20 protein-coding genes and 1 pseudogene are annotated in these 26,783 nt (G+C 41.2%); 13 read left to right on the top strand and 8 right to left on the bottom strand.

Annotated features, from left to right (window positions below; translation table 11 throughout):
* The first annotated feature begins 402 nt into the window (after positions 1–402).
* From VOI46_RS19540 to VOI46_RS19525, 4 genes are all read left to right on the top strand, one after another.
* A complete protein-coding gene (locus VOI46_RS19540) occupies positions 403–1,707 on the top strand; it encodes an NAD(P)/FAD-dependent oxidoreductase (protein WP_054981625.1) in 1,305 nt (434 codons plus the stop codon).
* Between the two features lie 135 nt (positions 1,708–1,842).
* Positions 1,843–2,703, top strand: a complete 861-nt coding sequence (locus VOI46_RS19535; protein WP_004586959.1) for a hypothetical protein — start codon at positions 1,843–1,845, stop codon at positions 2,701–2,703.
* Positions 2,704–2,804: 101 nt separating this feature from the next.
* Positions 2,805–3,932 (top strand): hypothetical protein, encoded by a 1,128-nt coding sequence (locus VOI46_RS19530; RefSeq protein WP_004586958.1) that lies wholly within the window; start codon positions 2,805–2,807, stop codon positions 3,930–3,932.
* Between the two features lie 111 nt (positions 3,933–4,043).
* A complete protein-coding gene (locus VOI46_RS19525) occupies positions 4,044–5,543 on the top strand; it encodes a DUF2235 domain-containing protein (RefSeq protein WP_004586957.1) in 1,500 nt (499 codons plus the stop codon).
* A 45-nt stretch (positions 5,544–5,588) separates the two neighbouring features.
* Here the strand turns inward: VOI46_RS19525 and VOI46_RS19520 are convergent, their stop codons facing one another.
* A complete protein-coding gene (locus VOI46_RS19520) occupies positions 5,589–6,572 on the bottom strand; it encodes an IS110 family transposase (protein ID WP_324738289.1) in 984 nt (327 codons plus the stop codon).
* Positions 6,573–7,401: 829 nt separating this feature from the next.
* Here VOI46_RS19520 and VOI46_RS19515 point away from each other — a divergent pair.
* Together VOI46_RS19515 and VOI46_RS19510 are read left to right on the top strand one after the other, a co-directional pair.
* The gene (locus tag VOI46_RS19515) at positions 7,402–7,542 is read left to right on the top strand and encodes a hypothetical protein (RefSeq protein ID WP_004589670.1); all 141 of its coding nucleotides are present in this window, start codon (positions 7,402–7,404) and stop codon (positions 7,540–7,542) included.
* 12 nt (positions 7,543–7,554) lie between these two features.
* A pseudogene (locus VOI46_RS19510) lies at positions 7,555–7,965 on the top strand (cytochrome b); the annotation flags it as partial.
* 31 nt (positions 7,966–7,996) lie between these two features.
* Here VOI46_RS19510 and arfA read toward each other — a convergent pair.
* The 5 genes from arfA to VOI46_RS19485 all read right to left on the bottom strand — a co-directional run bounded on the left by arfA (position 7,997) and on the right by VOI46_RS19485 (position 14,267).
* On the bottom strand, positions 7,997–8,197 hold the full coding sequence (gene arfA, locus VOI46_RS19505; RefSeq protein ID WP_004589668.1) for an alternative ribosome rescue factor ArfA: 201 nt from the start codon (positions 8,195–8,197) through the stop codon (positions 7,997–7,999).
* Positions 8,198–8,399: 202 nt separating this feature from the next.
* The gene (gene ltrA, locus VOI46_RS19500; RefSeq protein WP_324737986.1) at positions 8,400–9,674 is read right to left on the bottom strand and encodes a group II intron reverse transcriptase/maturase; all 1,275 of its coding nucleotides are present in this window, start codon (positions 9,672–9,674) and stop codon (positions 8,400–8,402) included.
* A 785-nt stretch (positions 9,675–10,459) separates the two neighbouring features.
* Positions 10,460–13,000 carry a TonB-dependent receptor gene (locus tag VOI46_RS19495; protein WP_004589667.1) on the bottom strand — a complete coding sequence of 847 codons (2,541 nt, stop codon included), beginning with the start codon at positions 12,998–13,000 and terminating at the stop codon, positions 10,460–10,462.
* 228 nt (positions 13,001–13,228) lie between these two features.
* Positions 13,229–14,134 carry an ATP-binding protein gene (locus tag VOI46_RS19490; RefSeq protein ID WP_324738288.1) on the bottom strand — a complete coding sequence of 302 codons (906 nt, stop codon included), beginning with the start codon at positions 14,132–14,134 and terminating at the stop codon, positions 13,229–13,231.
* A complete protein-coding gene (locus VOI46_RS19485) occupies positions 14,121–14,267 on the bottom strand; it encodes a hypothetical protein (protein ID WP_282338695.1) in 147 nt (48 codons plus the stop codon). Before VOI46_RS19485 ends, VOI46_RS19490 begins: the two co-directional genes overlap by 14 nt.
* A gap of 48 nt (positions 14,268–14,315) precedes the next feature.
* Here VOI46_RS19485 and VOI46_RS19480 point away from each other — a divergent pair, with 48 nt between their 5' ends.
* The 3 genes from VOI46_RS19480 (at position 14,316) to VOI46_RS19470 (ending at position 18,245) form a co-directional block, all read left to right on the top strand.
* Entirely contained in the window at positions 14,316–15,647 is a 1,332-nt protein-coding gene (locus tag VOI46_RS19480) for an HD domain-containing phosphohydrolase (protein ID WP_039972575.1), read from the top strand.
* A gap of 286 nt (positions 15,648–15,933) precedes the next feature.
* Positions 15,934–16,953: a ferrochelatase gene (hemH, locus tag VOI46_RS19475; protein WP_282338696.1), complete on the top strand. Its 1,020-nt coding sequence runs from the start codon at positions 15,934–15,936 to the stop codon at positions 16,951–16,953.
* A gap of 308 nt (positions 16,954–17,261) precedes the next feature.
* Positions 17,262–18,245 carry an IS110 family transposase gene (locus VOI46_RS19470; protein ID WP_096739135.1) on the top strand — a complete coding sequence of 328 codons (984 nt, stop codon included), beginning with the start codon at positions 17,262–17,264 and terminating at the stop codon, positions 18,243–18,245.
* A 285-nt stretch (positions 18,246–18,530) separates the two neighbouring features.
* On the opposite strand, the gene VOI46_RS19465 is transcribed toward VOI46_RS19470, so the two are convergent.
* Positions 18,531–19,688 carry a benzoate/H(+) symporter BenE family transporter gene (locus VOI46_RS19465; RefSeq protein ID WP_282338326.1) on the bottom strand — a complete coding sequence of 386 codons (1,158 nt, stop codon included), beginning with the start codon at positions 19,686–19,688 and terminating at the stop codon, positions 18,531–18,533.
* Positions 19,689–20,065: 377 nt separating this feature from the next.
* Between VOI46_RS19465 and VOI46_RS19460 the strand changes: the two genes are divergently transcribed.
* Both VOI46_RS19460 and VOI46_RS19455 read left to right on the top strand, forming a co-directional pair.
* Positions 20,066–20,782, top strand: a complete 717-nt coding sequence (locus VOI46_RS19460; RefSeq protein ID WP_282338327.1) for a hypothetical protein — start codon at positions 20,066–20,068, stop codon at positions 20,780–20,782.
* A 60-nt stretch (positions 20,783–20,842) separates the two neighbouring features.
* Positions 20,843–21,586, top strand: coding sequence for a zinc-dependent metalloprotease family protein (locus VOI46_RS19455; RefSeq protein WP_004589607.1), 744 nt, complete (start codon positions 20,843–20,845; stop codon positions 21,584–21,586).
* A gap of 136 nt (positions 21,587–21,722) precedes the next feature.
* On the opposite strand, the gene VOI46_RS19450 is transcribed toward VOI46_RS19455, so the two are convergent.
* Positions 21,723–22,946, bottom strand: a complete 1,224-nt coding sequence (locus tag VOI46_RS19450) for an ectonucleotide pyrophosphatase/phosphodiesterase (protein WP_282338328.1) — start codon at positions 22,944–22,946, stop codon at positions 21,723–21,725.
* Between the two features lie 191 nt (positions 22,947–23,137).
* Here VOI46_RS19450 and dgt point away from each other — a divergent pair, with 191 nt between their 5' ends.
* Together dgt and VOI46_RS19440 are read left to right on the top strand one after the other, a co-directional pair.
* The gene (gene dgt, locus VOI46_RS19445; RefSeq protein ID WP_282338330.1) at positions 23,138–24,604 is read left to right on the top strand and encodes a dGTPase; all 1,467 of its coding nucleotides are present in this window, start codon (positions 23,138–23,140) and stop codon (positions 24,602–24,604) included.
* 181 nt (positions 24,605–24,785) lie between these two features.
* A complete protein-coding gene (locus tag VOI46_RS19440) occupies positions 24,786–26,471 on the top strand; it encodes a cell surface protein (RefSeq protein ID WP_282338332.1) in 1,686 nt (561 codons plus the stop codon).
* Positions 26,472–26,783 lie beyond the last annotated feature (312 nt).

The following is a 26,783-nucleotide window of genomic DNA, read 5'->3' as shown; positions in this document are numbered from 1 at the left end:
TGGCATTAAAAGCAATTTAGATAAAGCATAGATTGCAAGTATTAGCAGCTTTATTGCAATAGTCCACAAAGCACTAAAACCCACTATAAATCAATAGATTAAAATAATTAAAAGCATTTAATATCAGCGTTATACCCTATTAAAAGCAAGCTGCCTTTTATGTAAAGTAACGCCTTTATATTAGGCCCCTGTAAAGCGCTAAATTTTTCATATTGAGGCAATTTAGACCTTAGTATACAACAAATAAGCTTATCAATTGCTGACATATGTTTTATTTAGGCGCAAAATACGCAGCAGATGCTCAATGGTGTTAACAGCCAAGCTAATTTTGTATACCCAAGTGATTTTTTATAAGCGTTATAAGCAGATTATTTGGGTATATTATTTTTTAAGGGCATTGCTATGAATATAACTAAACCTAAAATCGTCGTTATTGGCGGTGGCGCAGGCGGACTAGAGCTGGCAACACAATTAGGGCATAAATTAGGGAAGAAAAAACAAGCCGAAATTCTTTTAATCGATAAAAACCGCACCCACATATGGAAGCCGTTACTACACGAAGTAGCGACAGGCTCTATTGACCCCGATTTAGATGGCGTTGTGTATTCAGCCCACGCTGCAAAACATCATTATAATTTTCAGCTTGGTACATTTTGCGATATAGACCAAAGCAATAAAACCATTACCCTTGCACCGCACCTTGATGAGCTAGGCCACACTATTTTGCCGCAGCGCAGCGTACGCTACGACCACCTTGTTATTGCCATTGGCAGCGTAAGCAACGACTTTAATACCCCAGGCATAAAAGATCATTGCTACTTTTTAGACTCAAACCAGCAAGCTGAGCGTTTTCAGCATTCACTACTCGACAGCTTTACTCGCCTTCACCAAGACGATAACCAACAGCAATCATTAAATATTGCCATTGTGGGCGGCGGCGCAACCGGTGTTGAGCTCTCGGCAGAGCTTTACCATGTATCTGAATTATTAAAGCTTTACGGCCTTACAAATATGTCGTCTAAGCGTTTACATATTCATTTAATAGAAGCGGGGCCACGTATTTTGCCCGCCCTACCCGAGCGCATAGCCGATAGCGCAAAGCGCGAGTTATTAAAACTCGGCGTAAACGTACGAGAGCAAACACTGGTAAAAGAAGCCACCGAGCAAGGGTTTATAACAAAAGACGAAGAACACATAGACGCCGATATAATGGTATGGGCTGCAGGTGTAAAAGCGCCAGATTTTATTAAAGATTTAGGTGTTTTTGAGCTTACTCGTAGCAACCAAATTCAAGTAAACGAGTTTTTACAAAGCACCGTAGATGAAAGCATTTTTGTTATTGGTGATTGCTGCGCCTTTACCCAAGAAGACGGAAAGCTCGTTCCACCGCGTGCGCAATCGGCGCATCAAATGGCGCTATGTGTAGAAAAAAACCTCATTGCCACGTTAAAACAACAGCCATTATGCGGCTTTAAATATAGCGACCATGGCTCTCTCGTTAACTTATCGCGCTACAGTACGGTAGGTAATTTAATGGGTAACTTAACCAGCAATACCTTTTTTATAGAAGGTAAAATTGCTCGCTTTATGTATATATCACTGTATCGCATGCACCAGCGCGCCATACACGGCAGCGCAAAAACCTTTGCGTTATGGATAAGCGAAAAAGTACTGCGCGTAGTACGCCCTAAAATGAAACTGCATTAATACATAAACAGCAGCTAAATAGTCAAAAAGCTTTAATAGGTAATGTAAATTATCTTTTAAAGCTTTTTTGCATTATGCGTATCTAAAATAGTACCATGCAGTTAGATGTAATTGTAATTCAAGGGATTGACGCTAATGAAAAAAATACTTTTTGGAATTGTAATAATCACTGCTTTAGCTGTTTATTTTTTTCAAACTCAACCGCACTCTGTAGCTGTAGAGCAAGCAGAACAAGTTAAACCAACCACCTCTCAGACCAGCGTAGTTAATAAAAAGCAGCCAAATGAGGACTCACCGCTACAGGTAGTTAATAAACTAAAAAAACAGATTAGCCTGTGTAGAGATCAGTCACAACAACAAAGCAATAAAGTACAAACATTGAATCAATCGCTTGTTTCATTTTTTGTAAGTGAACTTAAAAAAGGGACATCGGTATCCACGCTTTTAAAGTATACAGATTTATCAAAAATCAATCAGCGTACATACATTGCCCTTTTAAAAGATGCCATTATTGCAGAGCAAAAGCAGCAACTTAACATTACTAGCTCTTTAAACGAGTTAGCTAATTGGCAAGGTATTGAGGCTATTAAGGGCTTCACCAATGATAAAGTAAAGGAAATGATTCAACAGCTTGGAGATAATAAGCATAGCCCTCCAGGACTTACTCTGAGTGTACCCCTTGATGAAAATGTACAAAAAGAAACCCTTTATGCTTTATTAAACAACACAGATACATTTACCACTTACTCTAAAACGTTTATTAAACTTGAAGGCAGTGAGGTAATTTCTCCGGCTACATTGTTTGTGCTTAATGCAAATAAATTTACGCCAAAAGAGTTTGAGCAGGCAATTTCATCTAACCAATTTACAGTGAATGAAGTGGCTACCGCTATAAAAAACGATATTCCAAATGAGTATATTATTGCGCTTTTACAGCAAGTTCCCGTGCTAGATGCCATGCCGTTATACGAAAAAACACTGTTTTATATAACTTAGCCGATATTGCGGTCAGTAAATTTAATTTACCTCTTGTAAAAGCACTGCAAACAAAAGGCGTTACGCCAACCAACGAGCCAGGCCTATTTACAAGCTTAGACGTGGCTATTGTAAACCTGCCTAAAAGCGGTAACTTAACCCTAGCCCCATTAGATACTAAGCACACCCAGCTTTTAGATTATCTTAAAAAGCGTGGTTACAAAGCACATAGCGGCAATGCGAATGAAGACCTAAATAGCAAAGGGGTATTTTTTGTAAATGACTTTATTTACCAGCAAGGGGCCTATATTAATAAGCAGGACAACCCCGCGCAATACGCTTACTTTAGCCCTATTAGTAAAATTAACAATAACGCGTTACCCCAAATAACTGAGCCTGATAATTCTGATGTTGCCCTTTTTTTAGTAGATTTAAAGCAGCAAAAAGCGCAGCTAAACAATAAAAGGCAAAACTGTGAGCTGTTACAACAACAGTTAAAAGATACAGAGCAGCTGCACACAGTAATGCAAGCTTATGACAAAGTTCAACAGGTTAAAAATAAGCACGGTTCTAACTTTGTACGTGTTTTGCACGATATAGACCCTGTTTTAGTCAATTATTGGTGGAGTAGTCTGAGTAACCAGCTTTCAAACGATAGAAGCCAAAGCACATTTAACGAATATTTATCTAAGAAAGAATATCAAAAAGCTTATGAATACAGCCTCAGTACGGTATTAACTCAAGCCGAAACCGATACGCTTTTTTCTTTATTACTCTTAAACCCTGATGATTTAATCACTACTTGGCAAAACCGCATAAACCCTAAGCCACCGCGTGAGTTAACACGATTAAGCCGCTTTTCGCTAAACCATTGGCAAGCACTCGCACAGGCGGGTTTTGATTTTTTGATTACCGATATACATGGGCGCGACGTTTATACACAAGCTGCATCGTCTTCTTCTGAGGCAGTACAATTTTTAATTGATAATAAAATACCGGCTGATCCCAGTAAGCTTGGCGTAGATATACTCGACTTAGCACTAGAGCAAAGTTACACCAAAGGGGAGTTAAGCCCAATGATTCCTTTAGCTTTGCAGCTTGTGGAAAAATTTGAGCCAAACCACTTAGCCCGCGTAGCACGATTAAAAATGTTTTACCCTGAGGTTTATCAGCAGTTAATTCAGCTAAACCCAGCGCTTAAGCCTGCCCAGGGCACAGAGCTAAATCATTATATGTTTGATAATCACTAAATAACCCGCTAAGCACGCTAACGCCTCTTAGCGTGCTATTTGAAAAATTAATGTCTTTAATATTTAACATTGCCTGTGTAGAGTATTTAAAACAATTAAAGGATTAGGGCTATGACGGGTAAAACGCTAATTTTTAATTTTGATGGTACTGGTGGCGAGCCGCGCGATGCTGAGCAATTTAGCTCAGACCATTTTAAAGAAGACAGTAGTATTTCTAATATTTTTAAGCTGCATTTATTATTAGGCGGCAAACTCGATGACTCCCCCACCACTCCATTTACAAACCAGCTTAGTTTTTATTATCAAGGTATTGGCACTAAAGGTAGCCGCTTAAAACGTATTTTAAACCAAACTTTAGCGCCACGTGGTGACGATGTTGCTAGTATTTTAAATCAAGCCATGAGTGATTTTAAAGCAAATTACCAACTAGGCGATACTCTTTTACTTAACGGTTTTAGCCGAGGCGGCGCACTCGCTAGGCGTTTTGCAAAAATCCTAGAACCTTTAATTAGCGATAATGTTTACGTATGTGTATTTGATACCGTGGCCTCAATAGGTTTATCAAAAGTCAGTAAAGCAACGCGCGGTGCCGAGCATGTAATATTTGAAAACCACACCATTGCTAATAATATTTCGCAGGCACTGCACTGCGTAGCACTTGATGAAAAACGCCGTGCGTTTGAACCCACCCTAATGAACCATCAAAATAATATTACCGAGCTTTGGTTTGCAGGGGCGCATTCAGATATTGGCGGCGGTTATTACCGCGATGGCCTAGCTGACATTTGCCTGCGCTATGCGCTTGAATGGTTAATTGAGCAACCACTTAATATTAGTTTATTAACCAGCCACGACATTGACTACGAAACCTTATTGCCTGGCAGTAAATTAGTTGACCAAGACGATGTAACCGTAACGCCCGATCCTTTAGCTTTAAGCCATCAGCAAAATTACTTTTGGTTTAATCCGTTTTTTAAATTGGTGGATAGGGAGTGCTATGTACTTATTGATAACGAAGCCAGCAACTTAGAACCACATATACATCAAAGCGTAGCTACACGAATTAATAAACTAACTAGCTATCGCCCAGAATCGCTTAAAAACCTGCATTACAAAATTAGGTATAACGATAACAGCACATTAAGCTTTACTGGTTTAAGCCAACACATTGCCCTTGAAAACCAAAACATGAGCGTATTACAAGTTTCGCAAAGCCAAGATGTGATAGTGTTTGCCAGCGAGGCACATAACAATACAGGGCTTATGTTAGTTGAAGGCGCAACTTATCAGTTTGAACCCTACCCTAATCAATTTTGGTATGACGACGGCATAAAATGCACTGCAAGCGGCTGGCACCGCGATAATGTGCAATTAGGGGTTAAAGAAATCCCCATGGCATTGCTTGAACCATTTAGACGACTTCCAAGAGCGCAGTGGTTCTCTTTGGTTGGCGCAATTAACAATAACGACGAATATTTATTTGAAATAGCCAATGGCGCTACAGTAACTATTACTAAATCCGGTGAATTTAGCCCCTTTGCCAATGACTTAAGCCGATTTTACGGCGCCAATGCAGGGAAAATAAAAGTAAAAGTAACCCGCATAAGTTAAATGGGCTGTAGATACCATCTCTCATTTTAAGCTTCAAGGTCGTACTTAACTTACTTGGAGCTTAAACGCTTCTTGGTTTTTTATTACACCAAAACATATATGGATGAGCTTTCTCATATTCGCACACACAGTTTGCATCGGTGTTTTACCGTTATTTATTAATGTTAACTTGTGTCGTTTTATTGTTTTATTCCACTGCCCAGCGACAATAGCTGCCATATAGAGTTTGCAGCGAATTCTGGCTGGCCCAAGTTTACTGATTGATGTTCGCCCTTTTAATTTACCCGATTCATTATGCCGTGGAATTAACCCACAATAAGCTGCTGCTTCTTTGGCTTTATTAAATTTTTTAGCCGCAAACAAATACGTCAGCTCTCTCGATAGTACGGGCCCAATGCCAGGTATAGACTCTAGTAGTTTCCTGTTTCTTTTTAAGTCAGGCTCACTATCTATGTGGTTATCAATGTCAGATTTAAGCTGTTTAATTTCGTCATCTAAAAACGCGATAGTCACTTTTATCGATTGGCAAACACGTGTTGAAACGTTGCTGAATTCACTTGCATCTAATCGGTTAGCTTCTCGTTGTCGGTTACTCTCAAGCGCATCTAAACGACGAATAAGGGCTTTAAGCTCTCTAACTTCTAACGCTTCAGGTTGCCAATAATCAACGACTGCGTGCTTTGCACAGCCGTAATGGGCAAGCATCGTTGCATCAGATTTATCCGTTTTATGAATTATGTTTAACGCGTCAGCATACTTTTTAGCTTTACCAGGATTCGCTAAAATAATATTAAAGCCTTGCTCGTGTAAAAAATACATCAGTGCTTCATGATAAACACCCGTTGGTTCAAGTGTGATAACGAGTTCACTAGCAGTGCTTTTAGTTGTATTTAAAAGCCATTTTTCTATTTCTAAAAAGTCTTGATGCTTGTTTTTGAAGACTTTTGTTTTAATCTTGTTTGTAAGCTGGTCTCTCAACCACGATAAATCAATCTTCTCTTTACTAATATCAATGCCGATAAACATCATCTCTACTTACTCCCCTTGTACATACAGCATCTACTTAAATAAAAGTGTGCTTGGATACCATTCAGTTTGTGAGAATAGAAAGTCAGGGCTTTATCTACGGAGCAGTATTAAATACTAGACGCACAGGCAAGCTCACTGACTTCGATGTGATAAATGATAGCTAATCATTTATCAACGAGAGATACAAGACGCGCAGCTTGCTGGCGTGACGAGCGATAGTTCGTAAATAAAACCAATGCATCCACAAAGAGGCTTAGAAGCGCGTCGCTTTTAGAGAAGCAACTATCATCTCGCGCAGGCAAGCTTCGCGCGTACCGACAAAATTAACACCGAGGTAAATTACCTTGTAGAAGCGCACCTTGCTGGCGTTTAAAAGCAACGCTTTAACCGAGGTATAAAGTGATTGTTATACCACCGAGAAACGAAGGAGAATACCTAGAGAAGTGACTAAACGTTACTCGTGTTTTCTCTGTGTTGCGCGAAGCGCCTCAGTTTACTCGGTGGTGATATACAGATAACTTATACCAATTTACTTTGGCTGCTCATTTACTTCTCTACCCCTTCTCTTTGTGCATTTTTGTATTAAAGCTCAATTAATCACAAAGAGGTTAAGAGGCGCTTCGCTTTTAGAGAAGTAACTTACATCTTGCGCGAGCAAGCTTCGCGCCTAAAACTTTCACTTCACGTTGCGGGTTTATCCTTTTAAATTTAAAAAATAAGTTTCGTTAACCCTACTTTAACCCTCTATAGTTTAAGCTAGCTGCAATAATGTAGATTATTCAATTGTACACGCAACTAAGCGCCACTTTTTAAGTTAGGAATAACCACAATGAAACTTACAAAAGATACAACAAGTACGTTAAGCAAAACCACCATAAGCCTGCATTGGATTGTAGCTATTTTAATTATTGGGTTATTAGGCTCAGGCCTATATATGGAAAACTTTAAAGCGTTTTTTCTAATGAGTTAGCACAAATCATTTGGCATAATGCTGCTTGCTTTTGCGTTATTAAGAGTAACATGGCGCATTGTAAATGGCTGGCCAAAGCACGATGTTAAACACCCAAATTATGAGCAAGTGTTAGCTAAAATTGTGCATTACGTTCTTATAATAAGCATGTTACTTATGCCTATTTCGAGACTGATTATGTCGGGCTTTGGTGGGCACGGCGTAGAGGTGTTCGGGCTAGAGCTTATACCGCACAACCCCAATCCAGAAAACCCACAAAAAAGCCTCGCTTTTAACCAAGGCTTAGCTGAGATAGGAAAAACCGTTCACGGTATTACAGCAAATGCGCTTCTTATCGCGTTAGGTTTACATATTGTGGGCGCTTTAAAGCACCATATTATTGATAAAGACAATACACTTACGCGTATGCTTGGCAAAAAGTAGGTAGTTAAAAGTCTTATTTGATCGGTGCTATTTAAGCCGCGATTAAATAAGACTCTCGTCCTACGTGTTTGTTATTGCGCTTAAACGAGCCTTTCCCTTTTTTAGCTTTAACCACTTGAGGTTTAAACACTTTAGAGGTTACTAGCGCCGCCAGCGCATTATGATTAATAACACCTCGGCCGGTGTCTACCGCTCTATTATTTACGGCTTTGGTTTTCGATTTTTTAGCCATTTTATTTCCTAACTATTTATAACAATAAGAACTTTAAGAAGTGGCGATTGTATGCCTAATTTTCAACCTTGCAAGTGTTTTAACGCTCTTTTTCATAATAAATAAACATAATCGAGTAGGGTGAGGCTTTTGCCTCATCCCTCTCACAGAACCGTACGTACGGGCCTCGTATACGGCTCCTGTATTCTTTTATTCCTTCGGCTTATTTTCTAAACGCCGATTGAGCAAGCCACCCTGTACTTACTTTTTCCATTGAATATAAACCTTGCTCTTCAAACCATTGGTTTGGCATCGCTACACTCGATAATGGACTTAGAGAGTTTCGCCATGAGTTCATTTTGATGAACTTAAATGGCGGCTTTTTCCCTAACTGTTTTAGTCGTTTATGCAACCTCGCTGGATTTTTCCACAACCTTAACTGAATTGCCCTTAATCGTCGTCTCACCCACCTCGCCAACACCTCTAGCACCCGTTTACAATTGGCTATACTGAAATAATTTACAAAACCACGCACCACTGGGTTTAGTCTTTTTATTACTTCAACTAAGTTCATGCCGCTATTTCGTTTTGTTAATCGTTTAACTTTTTGTTTGAAGCCTTTGAGTTTTGAGGCTTGGATCCGTGTCCAATTACTGCCTATCTCCACTCCCAAAAACTTTACCCCTTCACTGCTATGCGCTATATGGGTTTTCTTTTGGTTGACTGTTAACTTCAAGTCTTTTTCAAGTAGATGGGTTGCTACAGTGAGTGCATTCTTGGCTGCTGTTTCTGTGCAGCATAAGATCAAAATGTCGTCGGCGTACCTCACTATTCTGTGATGTCGCTTTTTCATTTCTTGATCAAACGCATCTAGGTAGATATTCGCCAACAATGGACTGATAACCCCACCTTGTGGACTTCCTTGCTCACTCGCTTCCCAGTGATTACCTATCATTACCCCACTTTTTAAGAACTGATCGAGCAGCTTTAAAAGGCTACCGTCTGTCACTTTGCGTTTGACGCTGCTAATAATCAAATCGTGATCAAGTAGGTCAAAGCACTTCGACAGATCCATATCAACCACCCACTCACGGTGATATTTACGAATAAATACCGTCGCTTTACTGATGGCATCATGGCAGCTTCGTGTCGGCCTGTACCCATAACTTGATGGATGAAAGTCGATGTCGAAGATCGGCTGGAGAATGTTCAATAGTGTCTGTTGTACTATGCGGTCGCGAACTGTTGGTATACCCAGCAATCTCACGCCGCCATCGCCTTTCGGTATTTCTATCCGTTTGACTGGCTGCGCCCGATACTGCTTGGTGTGCAGTTCACGTTGCAGTTGTTTCAAGTTTTCTTCTAAATTCAAGGCGAACGTGGCTATGGACTGCCCATCTATTCCGGCTGCTCCTTTCGCTGCTTTCACTTTTTTGAATCCCTTGTACAGGTTATTAATATCTAATAATTGCCCATACAAGCTGTAGTAAACTGTCATCAATTGCCTTTGCTTGCGGTATGTCTGTCGTTTCACATTGATGTATAGTCGGGTTCTTCATGATGACATTAGGTGTGCTAGCCGAATGGCAATCTGCCTAAGTGGTCAGTCATTACTCCCGTGCTCGGCCTTCAATTCTCAGCGTCCACATTCCTGCTTAGCCGTCATCTTTTGCCTATTTCCGTCGAAATACATGTGAGCCTATACGCCGATATTCCTGATTTTCATACACTTAAAGAATACTTCCCCCTTCGCAATCAATTAAAACTTTTGGTTGAAATTGACCCTATCAAACATTCTGCTGATAGTCGGCTTGGTTTTGTCCTCCACACCATTACTGGCTTTCATCGGCCTAGCCTTATTCACTACTACGGGTTCATCTGCCACCTCACACCGACGTTAAACCTTGGGTTTCCCCTTGAGTTTAGGCCACTTATTTACACTAAGTTTAGATGCCAGGCTTCCCCAGTTACTGCACTGGCTCCCTGTTAGAAATTCCACCCTCAAGCACAGCATTGGTCTGACTAAGTATAGGGCGTTGCGCTATTTTGCACGCTGACCCACCAATACTGCCGAAACAGGTTACGGTTAGTTGTGTACCTCTAACTTCTTATGGCTTCCTTCAGACCCCACCGTTGGCCAGTGACGCCCTTGCCATTCAGATTATCTTCCCCTTAGTCGGGGTGATAAGGCATCTTTCAGCCTATCGGGTTTGCCAGCTTCGCTGGGCAAACAAAAAAGCGCAGTAAATAACTGCGCTTAGTAACAAGTTTTAGCTCAAATAATTAAAACTCAAAGCTTACTTTTGCATAATAAGTACGCCCGTCAAAGCCGTAAGGCAATGCACGTACAGGGTATTTAAACGCGCCGTTGGTAATAAAGTTAAGCACTTCGTCATCACCTAGCTCATCTGGGGTTCCATCAAAAATATTATCAGCCCCTACCGATACGTTAAATATTTCGTTAATTTGGTAGCTAACGTTTAAATCCACTAGTACTGCTGATTCAACTGTACTTGTTGGTTTAAACGACCCCGTAGGCGAAAGCTCACCCGGTAGTGAAATATGGTCATTACCAAAGTATTTAACGTCTGTTTCGCCAAAGTAATTAAAGCGAAGCGTTGTTTCATACGCATCTCGCTCATAGTCAAACGTTAAAGTTGCGCGCTCACCTGGCTGGCCGTCGGTAAAAAAGCTACGTTGTAAATCATCAAACGCCACCGACTCAGGAATACCTTCTTCTGCATTCACGTTATCAATTTTAGTGTCGTTTAAGTTACCCGCAAAGGTTACTCCAAAATTACCGCCCTCTACATCAGTACGGTAAGAGGCAATAATATCAACACCTTGTGTAGTTGAATCTACAGAGTTTGAAAAGTAATTAGCTTGCACTGCGCCGGTTGCTTGAAGCGCGGCTACGGCTTCATCGCTAAAGGCAACATCCTCTGCAGAAAGTAAACTACCAAGCGTAATACGGTCTTTAATTTCTACGCGGTAAAAATCAACCGTTAACGAAAGCTCACTTGTTACATCGTAAACAAAACCAGCACTGTAGTTAGTTGAGGTTTCAAGCTCTAGGCTATCTACACCTAACGCACTTGGAAAAGCAGTCCCCGTATTTGCAGTGAACGACTGCGTAAGTGTGCCATCTGAGCCTAGGTTAGTTGTAAATGCGGTATAACCACTTTGCTGAAGCGATGGCGCTCTAAAACCAGTAGAAACCGCACCACGTACTGCAAAGTCATCGTTAAATTCATAACGTGTCGCTAATTTACCAATTAAGTCATCGCCCGCATCTGAAAAGTCTTCGTAGCGCAGCGCACCACTTACGTTCCATGCATCAGTGACCATGGTTTCTACATCTACATAAAACGCGTAGCTGTGGCGATCGCTCTTGTTTGTTGCCTCTGGGCGCAAACCGTTATAAGCCTGAAAACCACACTCAGCAAATTGATCAGGATCGTTTACTGAAGGATACGAAGCATCGGTATTTGCCAAGCCACATGCGTAAGAGGCTTCATCGCCAGGGACTATTTCGTAGTTTTCTTTACGGTATTCAGCACCAATAGTTACATATAAAGGCTCATTACGGCCAATATCAACGATGCCGTTAAAATCAGCATTAACTGTTGTTTGATCAAATCTAAAACCACCAGAGTAACCGCCGCTTGGGCCTGCATTTGCTGCTATATCGGCATCGCTTGCATCTGGGTTGTTAAATACGTACTCCGCCGCATAAGAGGCATTTATAGTATTACGTGAGGTAAAGTCGTATTGGTTTTCACCATACACTGCCGATACATCGTATCCCCAATCTGGGTTTATATCGCCTCTAAAACCAACCGCTACTGAAATATCTTCAGCTTCGTTATAAATGCGGGGTAAAAAACCATCGCTGTATACTTGCGTTACATTTTTAGACGCTTCGTTAAAGTTACGGTAAAAACCATTACCCAGCGCGGTGCGCTCAGAGTAGCCACCAAATGAGTACAATTCGCTGTCGCCCATTGGCAAAGCCATGTTGTAAAACAACGAGGTAAATTCACTTTCTGAGTTACCTTGGCTCCAACGTACATCTTCACTCAGCGTGCCTGGCTCAACATTTAACGACCCACCGGTATCGCGCTCTGCACGGTTAGTGCCATCGGCATCACGATACTCAAGCGATAAATTAATAAAGCCGCCTTCGTTACCTAAGTCAAAACCACGGTTTAAACCTGCAGAAAGCGTATCGCCGTCGCCTTCACTTGTGCCGCCGTACTGTACGTAACCCGTTGTTACGCCAGTTGAATTATTAAGCGATAAGTTAATTACGCCAGCTATCGCGTCAGAGCCATACTTAGCTGCTGCGCCATCGCGTAGTACTTCTACACCTTTAAGCGCAGTTAGCGGAATGGCGTTCATGTCGGTGCCGGCAGCGCCTGCACCTACAGTGCCGTTAAGGCCAAAAATAGATTGATTATGGCGGCGCTTACCATTAACCAACACTAACGTTTGATCTGGCTGTAAGCCGCGCAGCGTTGCTGGTCTAAATAAATCAGAGCCATCAGATACTTGCGTACGAGAAAAGTTAAACGACGGGGCAGTAGCTTGCAGACTCTGCCCTAGTTCTGTAAAGCCGCCTTTGTTTAAATCATCAGCGTCTATTAAATCAATAGGTGACGAAGACTCAGTAGAGGTGCGGTTAGAAACGCGCGATCCTAATACAGAAATTTGTTCGATATTTTGTGCAGCCTCAACAGGTGCTTCTTGAGCGCTTACAATGCTTGGTGCGCTTACGGCAAACGCAACAGCGGCAGCTAATGTATTTAAACGGTATGTTGACATGGTGACGACCCTGTTTAGTGTGTTCTTTAATATTTGTTATTGCGATGTAACGCATCGCACTGGGGAACATCCTAGCAACATATGCAAATAAAAAGAAATGAAAAAAACTAAATGATAGGTCTAACTATGCAAAAAAAATGTAAATACTAAAAAATAACACTTAAACTTGTTCAAAACACATACAATCAAGGATTTTAATTTCAACCTCAAACTAAATTAACACTTTATTTACAATAGGTTTATCACGCTTTCTTGTACTTTTACGGGTAACCAACAACAAATGGTAGTACCTGTTCCTAAAGTACTGCTAACTTCTATTTTTCCGCCGTGATCTTGCAAAATAAAGTTAACAACGGTCATTCCTATTCCTAATGAGTGGGTTGTTTTATGTGTAGTAAAAAAAGGCTTAAATAAGTGCGCTTGGGTATTTTCATCCATTCCACAACCGTTATCTTTCACTTTTATACATACACCCTCATTTTGCTGCGTTACGCTTAGTTCAATAATGGTGCCTTTTTCTAATTCATGTTCGCACGCTTGTTGAGCATTTAATAACAGCTCAACAAAAATTTGATGAATAGACGACAGCTCCCCCCAAATTAGCGGCACTTGCTCAAAATTAGTTTTTATTTCGCAGTATTTTAGTTGCCCTTGCAACACGCCTAAAGCAGAGCCTGCAACCTCGCTTGCATCTAAATATTGCTTGTTATGGGTACTAGTAAATTGGCTAAGGTTTAATAAATTATGCACGGTTTGCTTTATGCGCTTTAAACCATCTAGGCTTTCGCTCAACTGCGAGTAAATTTCGTGTCCATTCCATGCCAGTTCGTATTGTTTTTTTAGATCAACCAACACGTTTTTAAACTGCCCTGCATTTAATTGGCCGTTTAAAAACTGCTCGTTATAGTGAAGAGATTTTGATAAAAGAGGGCTAACATATTGCAAGCTTTCTATATTGCTAATTACATACGAAAGCGGGTTATTTATTTCATGCGCAATACTGCAAGACAAAACACCCACACTTGCCATTTTGTCGGCCTGAACAAACATTTGCTGATACAAAGACAGCTCAGCAACGTTTTTGGTTAGTTCGCCATTTAACACAACTAACAATTGGCTTTTATCGGCAAGCATGCTCTGCGGCTATACGCTTTTGCTGCTCATCTAAAAAGGCTTGTTTGTAGTCGTCGGTTAAAGTGCTCATCCTATTCGCTCCATAAATACGCATCCATGTATAACGTTTAGTTTGCCATACGTAATTATGCAAACTAGGGGCAATTTTTAGGCTATGCTTATTATTTTAAAAGGTAGCACTATGACCAAACCAGCAGACGCTGCACATTCAATCACTGCCGTAGATGTACTTTGTGTTGATGACGACGAAATTGTTCTGCGCTCACTAACCTCCTTATTAAAAAATAATAACTTTAGTTTTATGACCTGCAAAAGCCCAGTGCAAGCGCTTGAGCTTTTAAACAGCCACGAATTTAGCTTAATTATTAGCGACATGAAAATGCCCACCATGAATGGCGCGCAATTTTTAGAGCAAGCCCGTAACAAAGCTCCCGAAACACAACGTATTTTATTAACCGGTTACGTCGAAATAGAAACCACCCTAGCAGCGGTTAATCTGGCAAAAATTAACGGCTACATACAAAAGCCATGGCAAAACGATATGCTTTTGCGCAGCATTAACGACAGCATCGAAAAATTTCAGTTAAAAAAACAAAACAAACAACTCGAGCAGCAAGTAAAACAGCAAAACAAAGAACTTCTCGAATTAAATAACTCGTTAGAGCAACGAGTAGAAAAGCGTACAAAGCAAATTAAGCAGGTACTTAAACAACTAGAAGATGCCAACGAGCGCGAAAAACACGAACACAAAGCCACCGTAGAGCTACTTTATAATTTTATAAACGCCAACCCATACTTAGATGGCAACAAAGCGCAAAAAATTGCCGACACCTGCACCCAAATAGCACTGTACTTAAACCTCTCGCAAAAAAGTATAGATTTAGCCCCCATGGCGGGTTACTTAGCGCAAATAGGTTTGCTTGCTATGGACCCAGAGCTCTATAAAAAGCCAGTGAGTCGGCTAAGCGAGCAACAGCGCAAAGCCTTTTATACACACCCAAGCACAGCACAATTAATGCTTATGCCTGCTATACATTTACATGATGTATCTGATGCAATTTATCATCAATATGAGCGCTTTAACGGCAACGGTTTACCAAAAGGATTAGCAGCAAACGACATTCCTATTGGCGCTATGGTGCTTAGCGTTGCTCGCGATTATTGGAACGCATTTGAACAAAGCCAAAGCCCCACAGACAAAGAGCGCCACAGCGATGCACTCGAAAGCGTTAAAATGTACAGTGGTACTTTTTACCACCCTAAAATTGTGCGCGCACTCGAGGCAAGCCATAGCAAATTAAATGAGCAACTTAATAATGCGGGCTCTATTATTATATGCAGCGCTCAAGAGCTAAAAGCTAATATGGTTTTAGGCCATACGTTACACAGCCACAGCGGTATTATGTTGTTACCTAAAGGCCATGTGTTTGGTAAAAAATCCATCGAAAAACTACAGCAACTAGAAGCCAAAAAACCGACCCCATTTAGAATAATGGTAAAAAGCGCTAAATGAGTGATCTAAACTGTGGCTTTTTTCGTTACAATTACCGTAAATAAGCTAAACTAATTCAAACAGGTACCTGTTAATCTGGGTATAAATTTTAAACTGTTTAATACCAATCCGCTTAATTAAGTGATTTATTTTGAGGGTGGAAAAACGTGTAGATAGCTAGGCAAAAAAATTCGCTATTTAGTTGTTCTAAATGAGAGTTTTTTAACGCTGGTAGCGACACGTTTAGTCCCACAGAATGAGCAAGTATTATTGCGAATTGGTATCACATTGCTTTAAGGAGCATAGCGTGTCGCGATTTTCTGCAGTCACTGACAATCCCCACGACGGACGTTTTAATCAAAAAACGGGCATTTTACTTACCAACTTAGGCAGTCCAGACGCGCCCACACCAGCGGCACTGCGTACCTACTTACGTGAATTTTTATCCGATCCGCGCATTGTAGAAATTCCACGTTTAGTGTGGATGATAATACTGCACGGTATAATTTTGCGTATTCGCCCTAAGCGCTCAGCAAAACTATACGAAAGCATTTGGACCGAAAACGGTTCGCCGCTAACACATATTACCCGCCTGCAACGCGACAAACTAAACGCGCTACTCCAAGAGCAAGGTTATACCAATACCGAAGTTGTTATGGCCATGCGTTACGGCAACCCTTCAATAGAGGCGGGCCTTGAAGAGCTGCGCGATAAAGGCCTAACGCGCATAATTGTACTACCGCTTTACCCGCAATATTCAAGCCCTACCACCGGCTCAACATTTGATGCCGTATCAAGAGTATTGCAAAAATGGCGCTGGGTGCCAGAGCTACACTTTGTAAATGGTTATCACAAAAACACCGCTTACATTGATTCATTAGCTAGCAGCATTAGTGAAGATTTAGAAAAAAACGGCATGCCACAAAAATTAGTTTTTTCATACCACGGTATGCCAAAGCTATTTTTAGATAGAGGCGACCCATACCACTGCCTATGTTTGCAAACCACGCGTTTAGTGGTAGAAAAACTAGGCCTTGATAAAGATAAAGTAATTAGCACTTTTCAAAGCCGCTTTGGTAAAGCCGAATGGTTAAAGCCATACACCGACGCCACGCTTGCATTGTTACCTGATGAAAACATTACCGACGTAGCAATTTTAAGCCCTGCTTTTAGCGCCGACTGCTTAGAAACACTCGAAGAGCTTGAAGAAGAAAACCGCGAAATATTTGAAAACGCAGGCGGCGAAAAGTACCGTTATATTGCAGCCTTAAACGACAGAGACGACCACATTAACGCTTTATATGATGTTCTAAAACCAATGCTTTAAACGCATCTTTATTGCCTTAACGTAAAAAAGCGGTGTTAAATTCTAACACCGCTTTTTTAGTTGTAAGGTAAGCATTTATTAAATGTCATAGCTACTATTTTGCGCGAGCAAGCTTCGCGCCTTGTATCTCTCGTTGATAAATGATTAGCTATCATTTATCACATCGAAGTCAGTGAGCTTGCCTTTGCGCCTAGTATTTAATACTGCTCCGTAGATAAAGCCCTGACTTTCTATTCTCACAAACTGAATGGTATCCAAGCACACTTTTATTTAAGTAGATGCTGTATGTACAAGGGGAGTAAGTAGAGATGATGTTTATCGGCATTGATATTAGTAAAGAGAAAATTGATTTATCGTGGTTGAGAGACCAGCTTACAAACAAGATTAAAACAAAAGTCTTTAAAAACAAGCATCAAGACTTTGAGAAAATAGAAAAGTGGCTTTTAAATACAACTAAAAGCGTTGCTAGTGAGCTCGTTATCACCCTCGAACCAACGGGTGTTTATCATGAAGCACTGATGTATTTTTTACATGAGCAAGGCTTTAATATTATTTTAGCGAATACAGGCAAAGCGAAAAAGTATGCTGACGCGTTAAACATAATTCATAAAACAGACAAATCTGATGCAACGATGCTTGCCCACTACGGCTGTGCAAAGCACGCAGTCGTTGATTATTGGCAACCTGAAGCGTTAGAAGTTAGAGAGCTTAAAGCCCTTATCCGTCGTTTAGATGCGCTTGAGAGTAACCGGCAACGAGAAGCTAACCGATTAGAAGCAAGTGAATTCAGCAACGTTTCAGCACGTGTTCGCCAATCGATAAAAGTGACTATCGCATTTTTAGATGACGAAATTAAACAGCTTAAATCTGACATTGATGATCACATAGATAATGAGCCTGGTTTAAAAAGAAACAGGAAACTACTAGAGTCTATACCTGGCATTGGGCATGTATTATCGAGAGAGCTGACATATTTGTTTGCGGCTAAAAAGTTTAATAAAGCCAAAGAAGCAGCAGCTTATTGTGGATTAATCCCACGGCACAATGAATCGGGTAAATTAAAAGGGCGAACAACAATCAGTAAACTTGGGCCAGCCAGAATTCGCTGTAAACTCTACATGGCAGCCATTGTCGCTGGGCAATGGAATAAAAGAATAAAACGACACAAGTTAACATTAATAAATAACGGTAAAACACCGATGCAAGCTGTATGTGCGAATATGAGAAAGCTCATTCATATATGTTTTGGTGTAATAAAAAACCAAGAAGAGTTTAAGCTCCAAGAAAGTTAAGTACGACCTTGAAGCTTAAAATGAGAGATGGTATCTACAACTTTCACTTCTCATTTACTCCTCTTTCCCTTCTCTTTGTGCATTTCTGTATTAAAGATCAATAAACCACAAAGAGGTTAAGAGACGCTTCGCTTTTAGAGAAGTAACTTGCATCGCGCGCGAGCAAGCTTCGCGCCTACTACCGGCAAAGTTAACACCGAGGTAAATTACCTTGTAGTCGCGCAGCTTGCTGGCGTTTTAAAAGCAACGCTTTTACCTGTTAAACCTATTCGTTAACGCTTTTCTTTAACTTTTACGGGTAATCATCAACGTACAAACGCCGGCAATTATTCCCCAAAACGCAGAGCCTACCGAGAGCATGGTTAAATCAGATGCGGTTACCAAAAACGTAACTATTGCAGCCTCTGTGTATTGGGCTGAGCTTAAAGCTTGCTGCAAGCTATTAGCAATGGTGCCAAACAGCGCAATACCCGCTAAGGCTAAAATTAATGCCTGCGGCAAACTTGCCACTAAACCAACAAGCGTTGCCGCGCAAAGTGCCATAACAATATAAAATACGCCTGCTGCAATACTTGCCCAATAGCGTTTATCGGGGCTTTTATCGGCCTCGTCGCTCATACAAATAGCAGCGGTAATAGCGGCTAAATTAATAGAGTACGTACCAAACGGCGCAGTTAAAATATTAATAAAACCAGTTACGTTAAGCGTAGCCGAGATAGGCGCTTTATAATTATGAGCCTTTAATACAGCAATACCCGGTAAGTTTTGTGAGGTCATGGTTACTATATAAAGCGGTAAGCCAATACTTATACACGCTTGCAAGTTAAACACCGGCGCTATGTATGCAAACTCACTTATTTTCCAATGAATAGCGCCAGTATCAATATGCCCCATTTGCCACGCCAGTAGCACGCCTGCAACTAAAACGCTAAGCATGGCAAAACGCGCAAAAAATCGTTTTCCTAAAAAATACATAAGCACCATTAGACCTATAACCAGTGGTAGCTCATTCATAAAATTAAATACATCTATACCAAAGTTGACCAATACGCCTGCCAGCATGGCACAGGCAAGTTCGCTCGGTATACGGTTCATTATTTTTTCAAACCAACCGGTAACCCCCGACACAAAAACCAATGTAGCGGCAAACATAAATGCACCAATGGCTTCGCCTAAATGGTAGCCCTGTGCGCTGGAAATAAGTAAAGCCGCCCCAGTGGTAGACCATGCAATTAAAACGGGCACTTTATAATAATACGACAACCCAATAGTGGTTATGCCCATTACCAGCCCTAGCATTAAAAGCCAGCTTGCGACTAAATCGGGCGTGCCGCCAAGGGTTATAACAACTTGATAAATAAGCGCAATAGAACTTGAAAAACCAATAATAACAGCCACCAACCCTGCGGTTGCTCGATTAAGCAGCTGATCGGAAAACGTCATAAAATCCCTCTTAATTTTAGATTTTTAAGCCCACAACATACGTTGCCTATTTACTCTTTGCAATTAGCGTTTACGCTATTAAGCGTGAAAAATATTCATTATTTTAAAATTTTTTTTACCTATAAAGATCACACCTTTCATTGCCAAATTAAAAACAAAAACAATTATTCGCTTACGCTTACACCCCGCTAAAACTCTATAAAAACCCATCCTTTTTAGCTCAACAAACCAAACCCATTATAGGTAAATTGTTTATTTACAATCATTTACAATGCAGATAATTAGCACTTTTATACCACCACTACTAACTTGATCTAATCCTCTAGATGATATAAAACGTAACAATTAGTTAACTAAAAACCCCGTAAGAGAAACAAATGAAACGCGCTATTTTAATAATTGTTGCCCTTGGTCTATCTGCATTTGCTATTTATAAGCTGCTATTTAATACCGAAAAACCTCAGCAGGTAACGGCGCCTGTTGCAGTGGATATAGTGCCCGTTGACTCTCAATTTGCAGCAAATAAAAAAGCACCACAGCCCATAGATATGAGTAAAGATCCCGTTAACGTAAAACCTAAAACCATTGAGGCACCAGCGAAAAGCAACCAGTTTGAGGCTATAAACAAGGTATCTGAAAAAGCTAAAGAGGTACTTACCAACGCCAACGTACTACCAAGCGATTTAAACAACGAAGCCTACATAGAGTTCGACCTAAATACGTTACAAACCCTTGAAACTGGCGACTCATTTGATATTTCAATCCCGCAAACCGTTGAAACCTACAGCGCCGAAATCACATCGTTATCGGAGGCGAGTAATGGCGATAAAAGTATATTTGGCCAAGTTATTGGTGCCAATGGGCAACTGCACACCACGGTTATGACCGTAGGAAACGATGCAATTTATGGGCAATTTACAGCACCTAGCGGCAATTACGTTTTTGAAAGTAAAGGTAAATATGGCTGGATTGCAGCAAAACGCGATTTATACCAAAACCACATAGAGCATCACGTAGATGCGCCCACACCAAAAACAGATAAAACCATAGATATGTTTGCCCCAAAAAAAACTGAACAACCCAACACGCAGTAACCCAACTAAATCAATCAGCAGTAAAACTTCCAACCACTACATAAGTAAGGAAATATAAAAATGAAAAAACTAATCACTACGGCAGCCATTGCCAGCGCGCTATTTGCAACCAGTGCAGCACAGGCAGTAACGATTGATATTGGTATTTTATATACCGACCAATCGGCCGCAGCTACGAGCAATATAAACACTAAAATAAACCAGCTGATCGCCTTTAGTAACCAGGTTTATAGCCAAAATGGAGTAGACATTACACTGCGTTTAGCCGGCACAGAAAACCTAGGCGATTACGCAATTACACCGTCTGAAGATTGGTTAGATGCAGTAACTAACAGCAGCTACGTAGATGGTTTACGCACTAGCTGGAAAGCCGACATGGTTGCCGTACTTGGTACCGGCCAAAGTGCGGGTAATGGTTTAATCTCGTGTGGTTTAGCCTGGGTTGGCCAAGGCACTAACGGTAATTTATACAGCTCAATGAGCGACCGTATGTACTCTATTACTGCTATTGACTGTGGTGCCACTACGTTTGTACACGAACTTGGTCATAACCAAGGCCTAGCGCACTCACGTAAACAAGGCGATACATCGGGCGGCGTATATGTTGATGGTATGGGCCACGGCGTACAAAACGAATTTGCCAGCATTATGGCCTACCCGCACGTTTACGGTAGCGCAACGCAATACGATTACTTCTCTAACCCTAATTGGAGCGTAAATGGCTTGGCCTTTGGTGTAACTAACCAAGCGTATGCTATTCGTACGGTTACCGACACTAAAACAAGCATTGCTAACTTTAAGTAAGTGATTTAAAGCAGGCTGTATATAGCCCACTTATAATTATTTCCCTTTAGAGCGCATTTGCGCTCTTTTTTATTTGGCTTAAGGTTTTTTGATCTTTCAAGGTTAAGTCACTAAAAGCCTAAAAGTGCGCAGTTAATTAATGCACTACTATTTTTTGTTTTATAGCAGGCATTAACGTTTTACCGTCACCATCTACTTTACTTAAAAGCTTAAGCCCCATTACTTTTGCAAGTACCGGGTAAATATCAAGATTATTTACCTTTTCAAGGCTTAGCCCTTGTTTAAAAGCAGGCCCTACTGCAATTAATGTAGCCGCCATATCATCGGTATAGGCATAGCCATGAGTACCTAAATACATTGCTTTGCCTTCGTTAGTAAATACCGCAGGCGCATTAGTTTGCACAACAATATCGCCCACACGAGTGCCTTTATTGTAGTGATATGCCGCTAATTGCTCGTCGTTTAATACCGTATAACGCCCGTTTGCTGCTTGTTGCAAACGTTGTTTGTAAGTTGTAATTTGCTCGCTTGTTACAGCAGGCTTTGCATAAATAAGTAACCGCGGGCCGGTATTTTTAACTATAAAATTATCGTTTTGAGGCAATGTAGAAACATCAATACTTTGCTCTGGGTTTACATGCGCCATACCGTGATCGGATACAATAACAAGGTTAATCTCTTGCTCTAGCTTGCTTAAACGGGTTTGTAATTGGCCCATTAGTTCATCTAATTGTTTTACTGCATCGCGAGTTTGCGGTGCATCTGGGCCAAACTCGTGGCCCATGCTATCAACAAGTGAAAAATAACTTGCCACAAAACGTGGGCGCTGCGCTTTAGGTAAGCTTAGCCACTGTATTATTTGATCAACACGGCCTTGGTACTCACTGTATTTAGAATAATGAAAGTAATAGTCGGGCGTCATACCGTTAAAGCGCGCATCCGACTCTGGCCAAAAATAAGTAGCCGACTTTAGCCCCTGCATTTTTGCTAAATTCCAAAGTGGAATGCCGTTTACCCACGTGCTATCGCGCATGCCTTTACCCATGCTGTAGCACTCGTTTTTACGGGCTTTATCACAAAAGTTATTATCTACAATGCCATGATTTACCGGCAGCAACCCTGTAATAATAGAAATATGATTTGGAAACGTTTTTGTTGGGTAAACAGGCATTAGCTTTTGCGCGCGTACACCTTTAGCAGCCATTGCTTTTAAATTAGGCGCGCCGTGTTTTTCTATATAATCCCAACGCATGCCATCTATTGATATAAGTACAACGGTTTGCTCTTTTGCCGCATATGTCGCTTGGCTGGTTAACACTAAAAGAGCCAACATCATCGCCTTTAAAAATACATACTTCATTACAAATACTCGCCTACATTAAAATGCGTTAAATACTGAAAAATATAGCTTTATAATACAATTGCCAGGCCTTAAATGATACAAGCACCTGTACCTAACTCGTCTAGATGTATATATTAACTAGTAAGTATTTAAAACGAATGACAACGTGCATTTACTTTGCCAGTCGTCACCACTAAGCAAGGACTCCGATGACTATCGACTTTAGTAAAAAAATAACCCCAGCGCGCATGTATCGCACGACTGCAAATTTACAAATGGCGATGGAAAGCGATCGCGGTCGTATAATTAACAGTGCAGCTATTCGTAGGTTGCAGCAAAAAACCCAGGTTTTTCCGCTAGAGCGAAACGCTGCGGTGCGCTCGCGCTTAACTCACTCACTAGAAGTACAGCAGGTTGGTCGTTTTATAGTACAGCGCATTTTTGCAAATTTAAGCTTTGAGCAACAAACCGAGTTTGGCTTAAAAGGGCTAGAGCGCCCACTAGAAAGCCTAGTAGAAATGGCCTGCCTAATGCACGATATAGGCAACCCACCCTTTGGACATTTTGGCGAAGCTGCCATAAACCACTGGTTTAATAATAATTTAGCAAGTGTTACACCAACGCGCTGCCAAGAGCAAAATACCGGCATAGGGGTTATTTTTAAGCACTTAGCGCACGATATTTGTAATTTTGAAGGCAACGCCCAAGGCATACGCATAATTCATTCGCTACTGGGGTTAAACTTAACTTATTGCCAAAGCGCGGGCATTTTAAAGTACACCCGCCCCGCGGGATTAAACTCAAAAGACATACCGCAAAATAAAAACTACTTAATGAAAAAAGTAGGTTACTACTACAGCGAAAAAACCTTTGTAGAGGCACTGCAAAACGAGCTGGTTATAGAGCCATACTGCCGCCATCCGGCAAGTTATATTATGGAAGCCGCCGACGATATTTCGTATTGCTTAGCCGACATAGAAGACGCCGTAGAAAAAGACATAATAACCACCGAGCTACTTTGTCAGCAGCTAAAAAGTGAATATAAAAAAGCCCTTATAAACCTAACCATTGACGACACCGAACACCTAAATTTTGTAAATAAAGCGGTAGATTACGCATTAGAGCGCGCCAACGCGCAGCCTTACAACTTTAATAGCGAATTTTTTATTTATCTGCGCGTGGCCTTGCTTCACCCGCTTGTAAACCACGCCGCAAAGCGTTTTATAGAGCACATTGAGCCTATTTACCACGGCGACTTTAACCAAGCACTATTAGAAGATAACAGCCACCTACACGCCGTTACTAAAACCCTTAAACAAGTGGCGCTTAAGCATGTGTTTTCTCACAAAGAGGTAGAAAAACTCGAACTACAAGGCTATCGCATAATTAACGGCCTGCTCGATTGTTATAAACCACTGCTACAACTTAACAGCGACGATTTTAAACGCGCATTAAATGGCGACTCACGTTTATTAATCGAATCGCGTTTGGTTAAAAAGCTCTCTAAAAAGCACTTAAATAGTTATCAGCACGCCATAGATGCCATGCAAGAAGAGCCCGATCACTTTGCCGCTTACGAGTTTTACTATCGCTGTAGGCTAATTCAAGATTACATAAGTGGCATGACCGACCAATTTGCCTACGACGAGTACCGCAGCCTAATGGTGATTGATTAACGAGGGCGTGTTGTTGGGTGGTTTTTACTTATCTCACTAGGTTACAAACCTCACGCCGCGATTTAATCGCCCTTAGATTGAACAAATTTTCAATCCACAAAGGTCAACACGCCCTTAGTGCCTAGATATATTTTAATTTTGCGCTTAAAATCAGACTATTGATACTTAAGCGCCGTGTTTTATGATTATTAGACTCTCTCAACTTATTTTTTGCTTTGCTTTATTTTACAGCAGCCAAAGTGCTGCCTATAACGAAGCCATGTGTATTTTAATTAAGCAAGAAATGCAGCAGTACAGTAATAATAAAGCCAGTGCCAAATACCGCAGCGCCGCACGCGATTTTAAAAGAAACTGTAATAAACCCAAGCAAGTACAAACAAAACCAAAACCAGTAGAGCCGCCAGTTGTTGAACAAGAGCCACAACCACTTGCCCTTACCCCCGAGCAAGAACAACAACTGCTTGAGCAAATAACTGCGGCCGAAAAAGCTATAAAACAAAGCGCAAGTAAAGCAACCACAAGCTCTCAGCCTACAAATCAAATAAGCCAGCAAAGCTCAGAAACTAACGAGCCTGAGGCTGCGCCAATTAATACAGTAAAGGATGCGCCAAGCACGCCTAAGGGTGAACTTGCGCCTAATAGCAGCGAGTTAACACCTACCACTAGCCAAGCGCAGCCGGTGGCCACTGAAACAGCCCCAAAAGCAGCGCCTATAATAGAGCCTAAAAAAGAGCAGCCAACAGTTAATACAACGCCCAAACCCGCACCTGTACTTATACCTGCGCCAGTTGCAGAGCCACCAAGTTCATTATTGTTACCAAGTTTGCTACTGCTTATTGTGGTATTAATTGGCGCCATGGTGGTTATACGTTTACGCCGCGCTAAACAAAATAAGCCCGAGCCGCCTGTTGCTCAACCGGCTAAAGCCCCAACTAAAGCGATGACTAAAAACAACAAAAGCGCAGAGCAAGCAGCACCACCCAAAACGGCTCCAGCCCCAAGTGATGAGCTTTCAAAACCAGCTGTGCCAACGGTTTCGGCCTCGAGCGAGCCAGAGCCTGCAAGCTCTAATGCACCAATAAACGAGACAATTAACGAGCCATTGCCTGCCAATACGCAAGCCACAGAGGCTGAGCCAGAACAAGCTAAACCAGAAGAAGATGCACCAGCACCTGAACCTAAAAAAGTAGCGCCAGAGCCAAACACCGCAGAGTTTGAAGCTGCCGCAAAAAATACATTAGCGCGTATTCAAAATGCAAAAGGCTTTGCAGAGCCCGAAGTAAGAGAGTTTAACCCAGACGCACCTTCGGTTAAGCGCACGCGTAAACACAAAGCCGCCGCAGTAGAACAGCCAAAAGCAGAGCCCGTTGAAGAAGTAAAACCACAAGAGTCTACTCTTATAAACGAACCGGCTGCGCCTAGTAACCCTATCAATGAGCCCAATACCAGCGCGCAGCTGCATACAGCCGATAAAAACAGCGAGCTTGATCAAACCACGCTAAATAGCGAACACGACTTTAAAGAGCCCGAAATTCGCACCTACAATCCAGATGCGCCTTTAAAACCAAGTAAAGAGCCTGCACAAGCTACAGTTTCAGCAAAACCAAATAACGAACCCACGTTAGATGCGCCAATATCAACAGCTCACCAACCACAGCCAGCCCAAGAAAAGCCAGCGCAACCAGAGCCTGAAAGTACGCCCAAGCAAAGGGATTCTAGCAACCCATTTGCAAACCTTTCGCTAGATGAAAGCTGGGACCCAAATTCAGATAAAAAGCCCGTGATTGAGAAAAAAAAGAAAGCGCCTAAATCACAAGCCTTAATAGAGGCAGAAGAGCGCGCTAAAAACATGCAAACAAAAGAATAGCCGAGCAAATAAGCTTGATATTATTGCTCTAAACAAACAATTTTTAACGCAGCAAATACGCTATTTAAAGATAAAGCTGCCATTACTCAATTTCCAGCACAAAAAAGCGGCCACAAGGCCGCTTTGTCGTTTAAAAGTATAGAATTGTATTAATGCGCTTAATTAAGCGAGCTATTTTAAGTATGGATTTAAAACTGAGAAAACGTTTTATTGCTACAAAAAATGCGTTGTTTAGTTGTTAAAACTAACTAGTTGAAAATTCCTGTACTTTTAGCATCTTTGTATTTGTAACACAGCTAGCGCCAAGTTTGG

It is taken from the genome of Pseudoalteromonas sp. CuT4-3 (assembly GCF_035666335.1).
In the GTDB taxonomy this organism is placed as follows: Bacteria; Pseudomonadota; Gammaproteobacteria; order Enterobacterales; family Alteromonadaceae; genus Pseudoalteromonas; species Pseudoalteromonas atlantica.
This window is presented reverse-complemented; position numbering and strand designations above follow the sequence as displayed.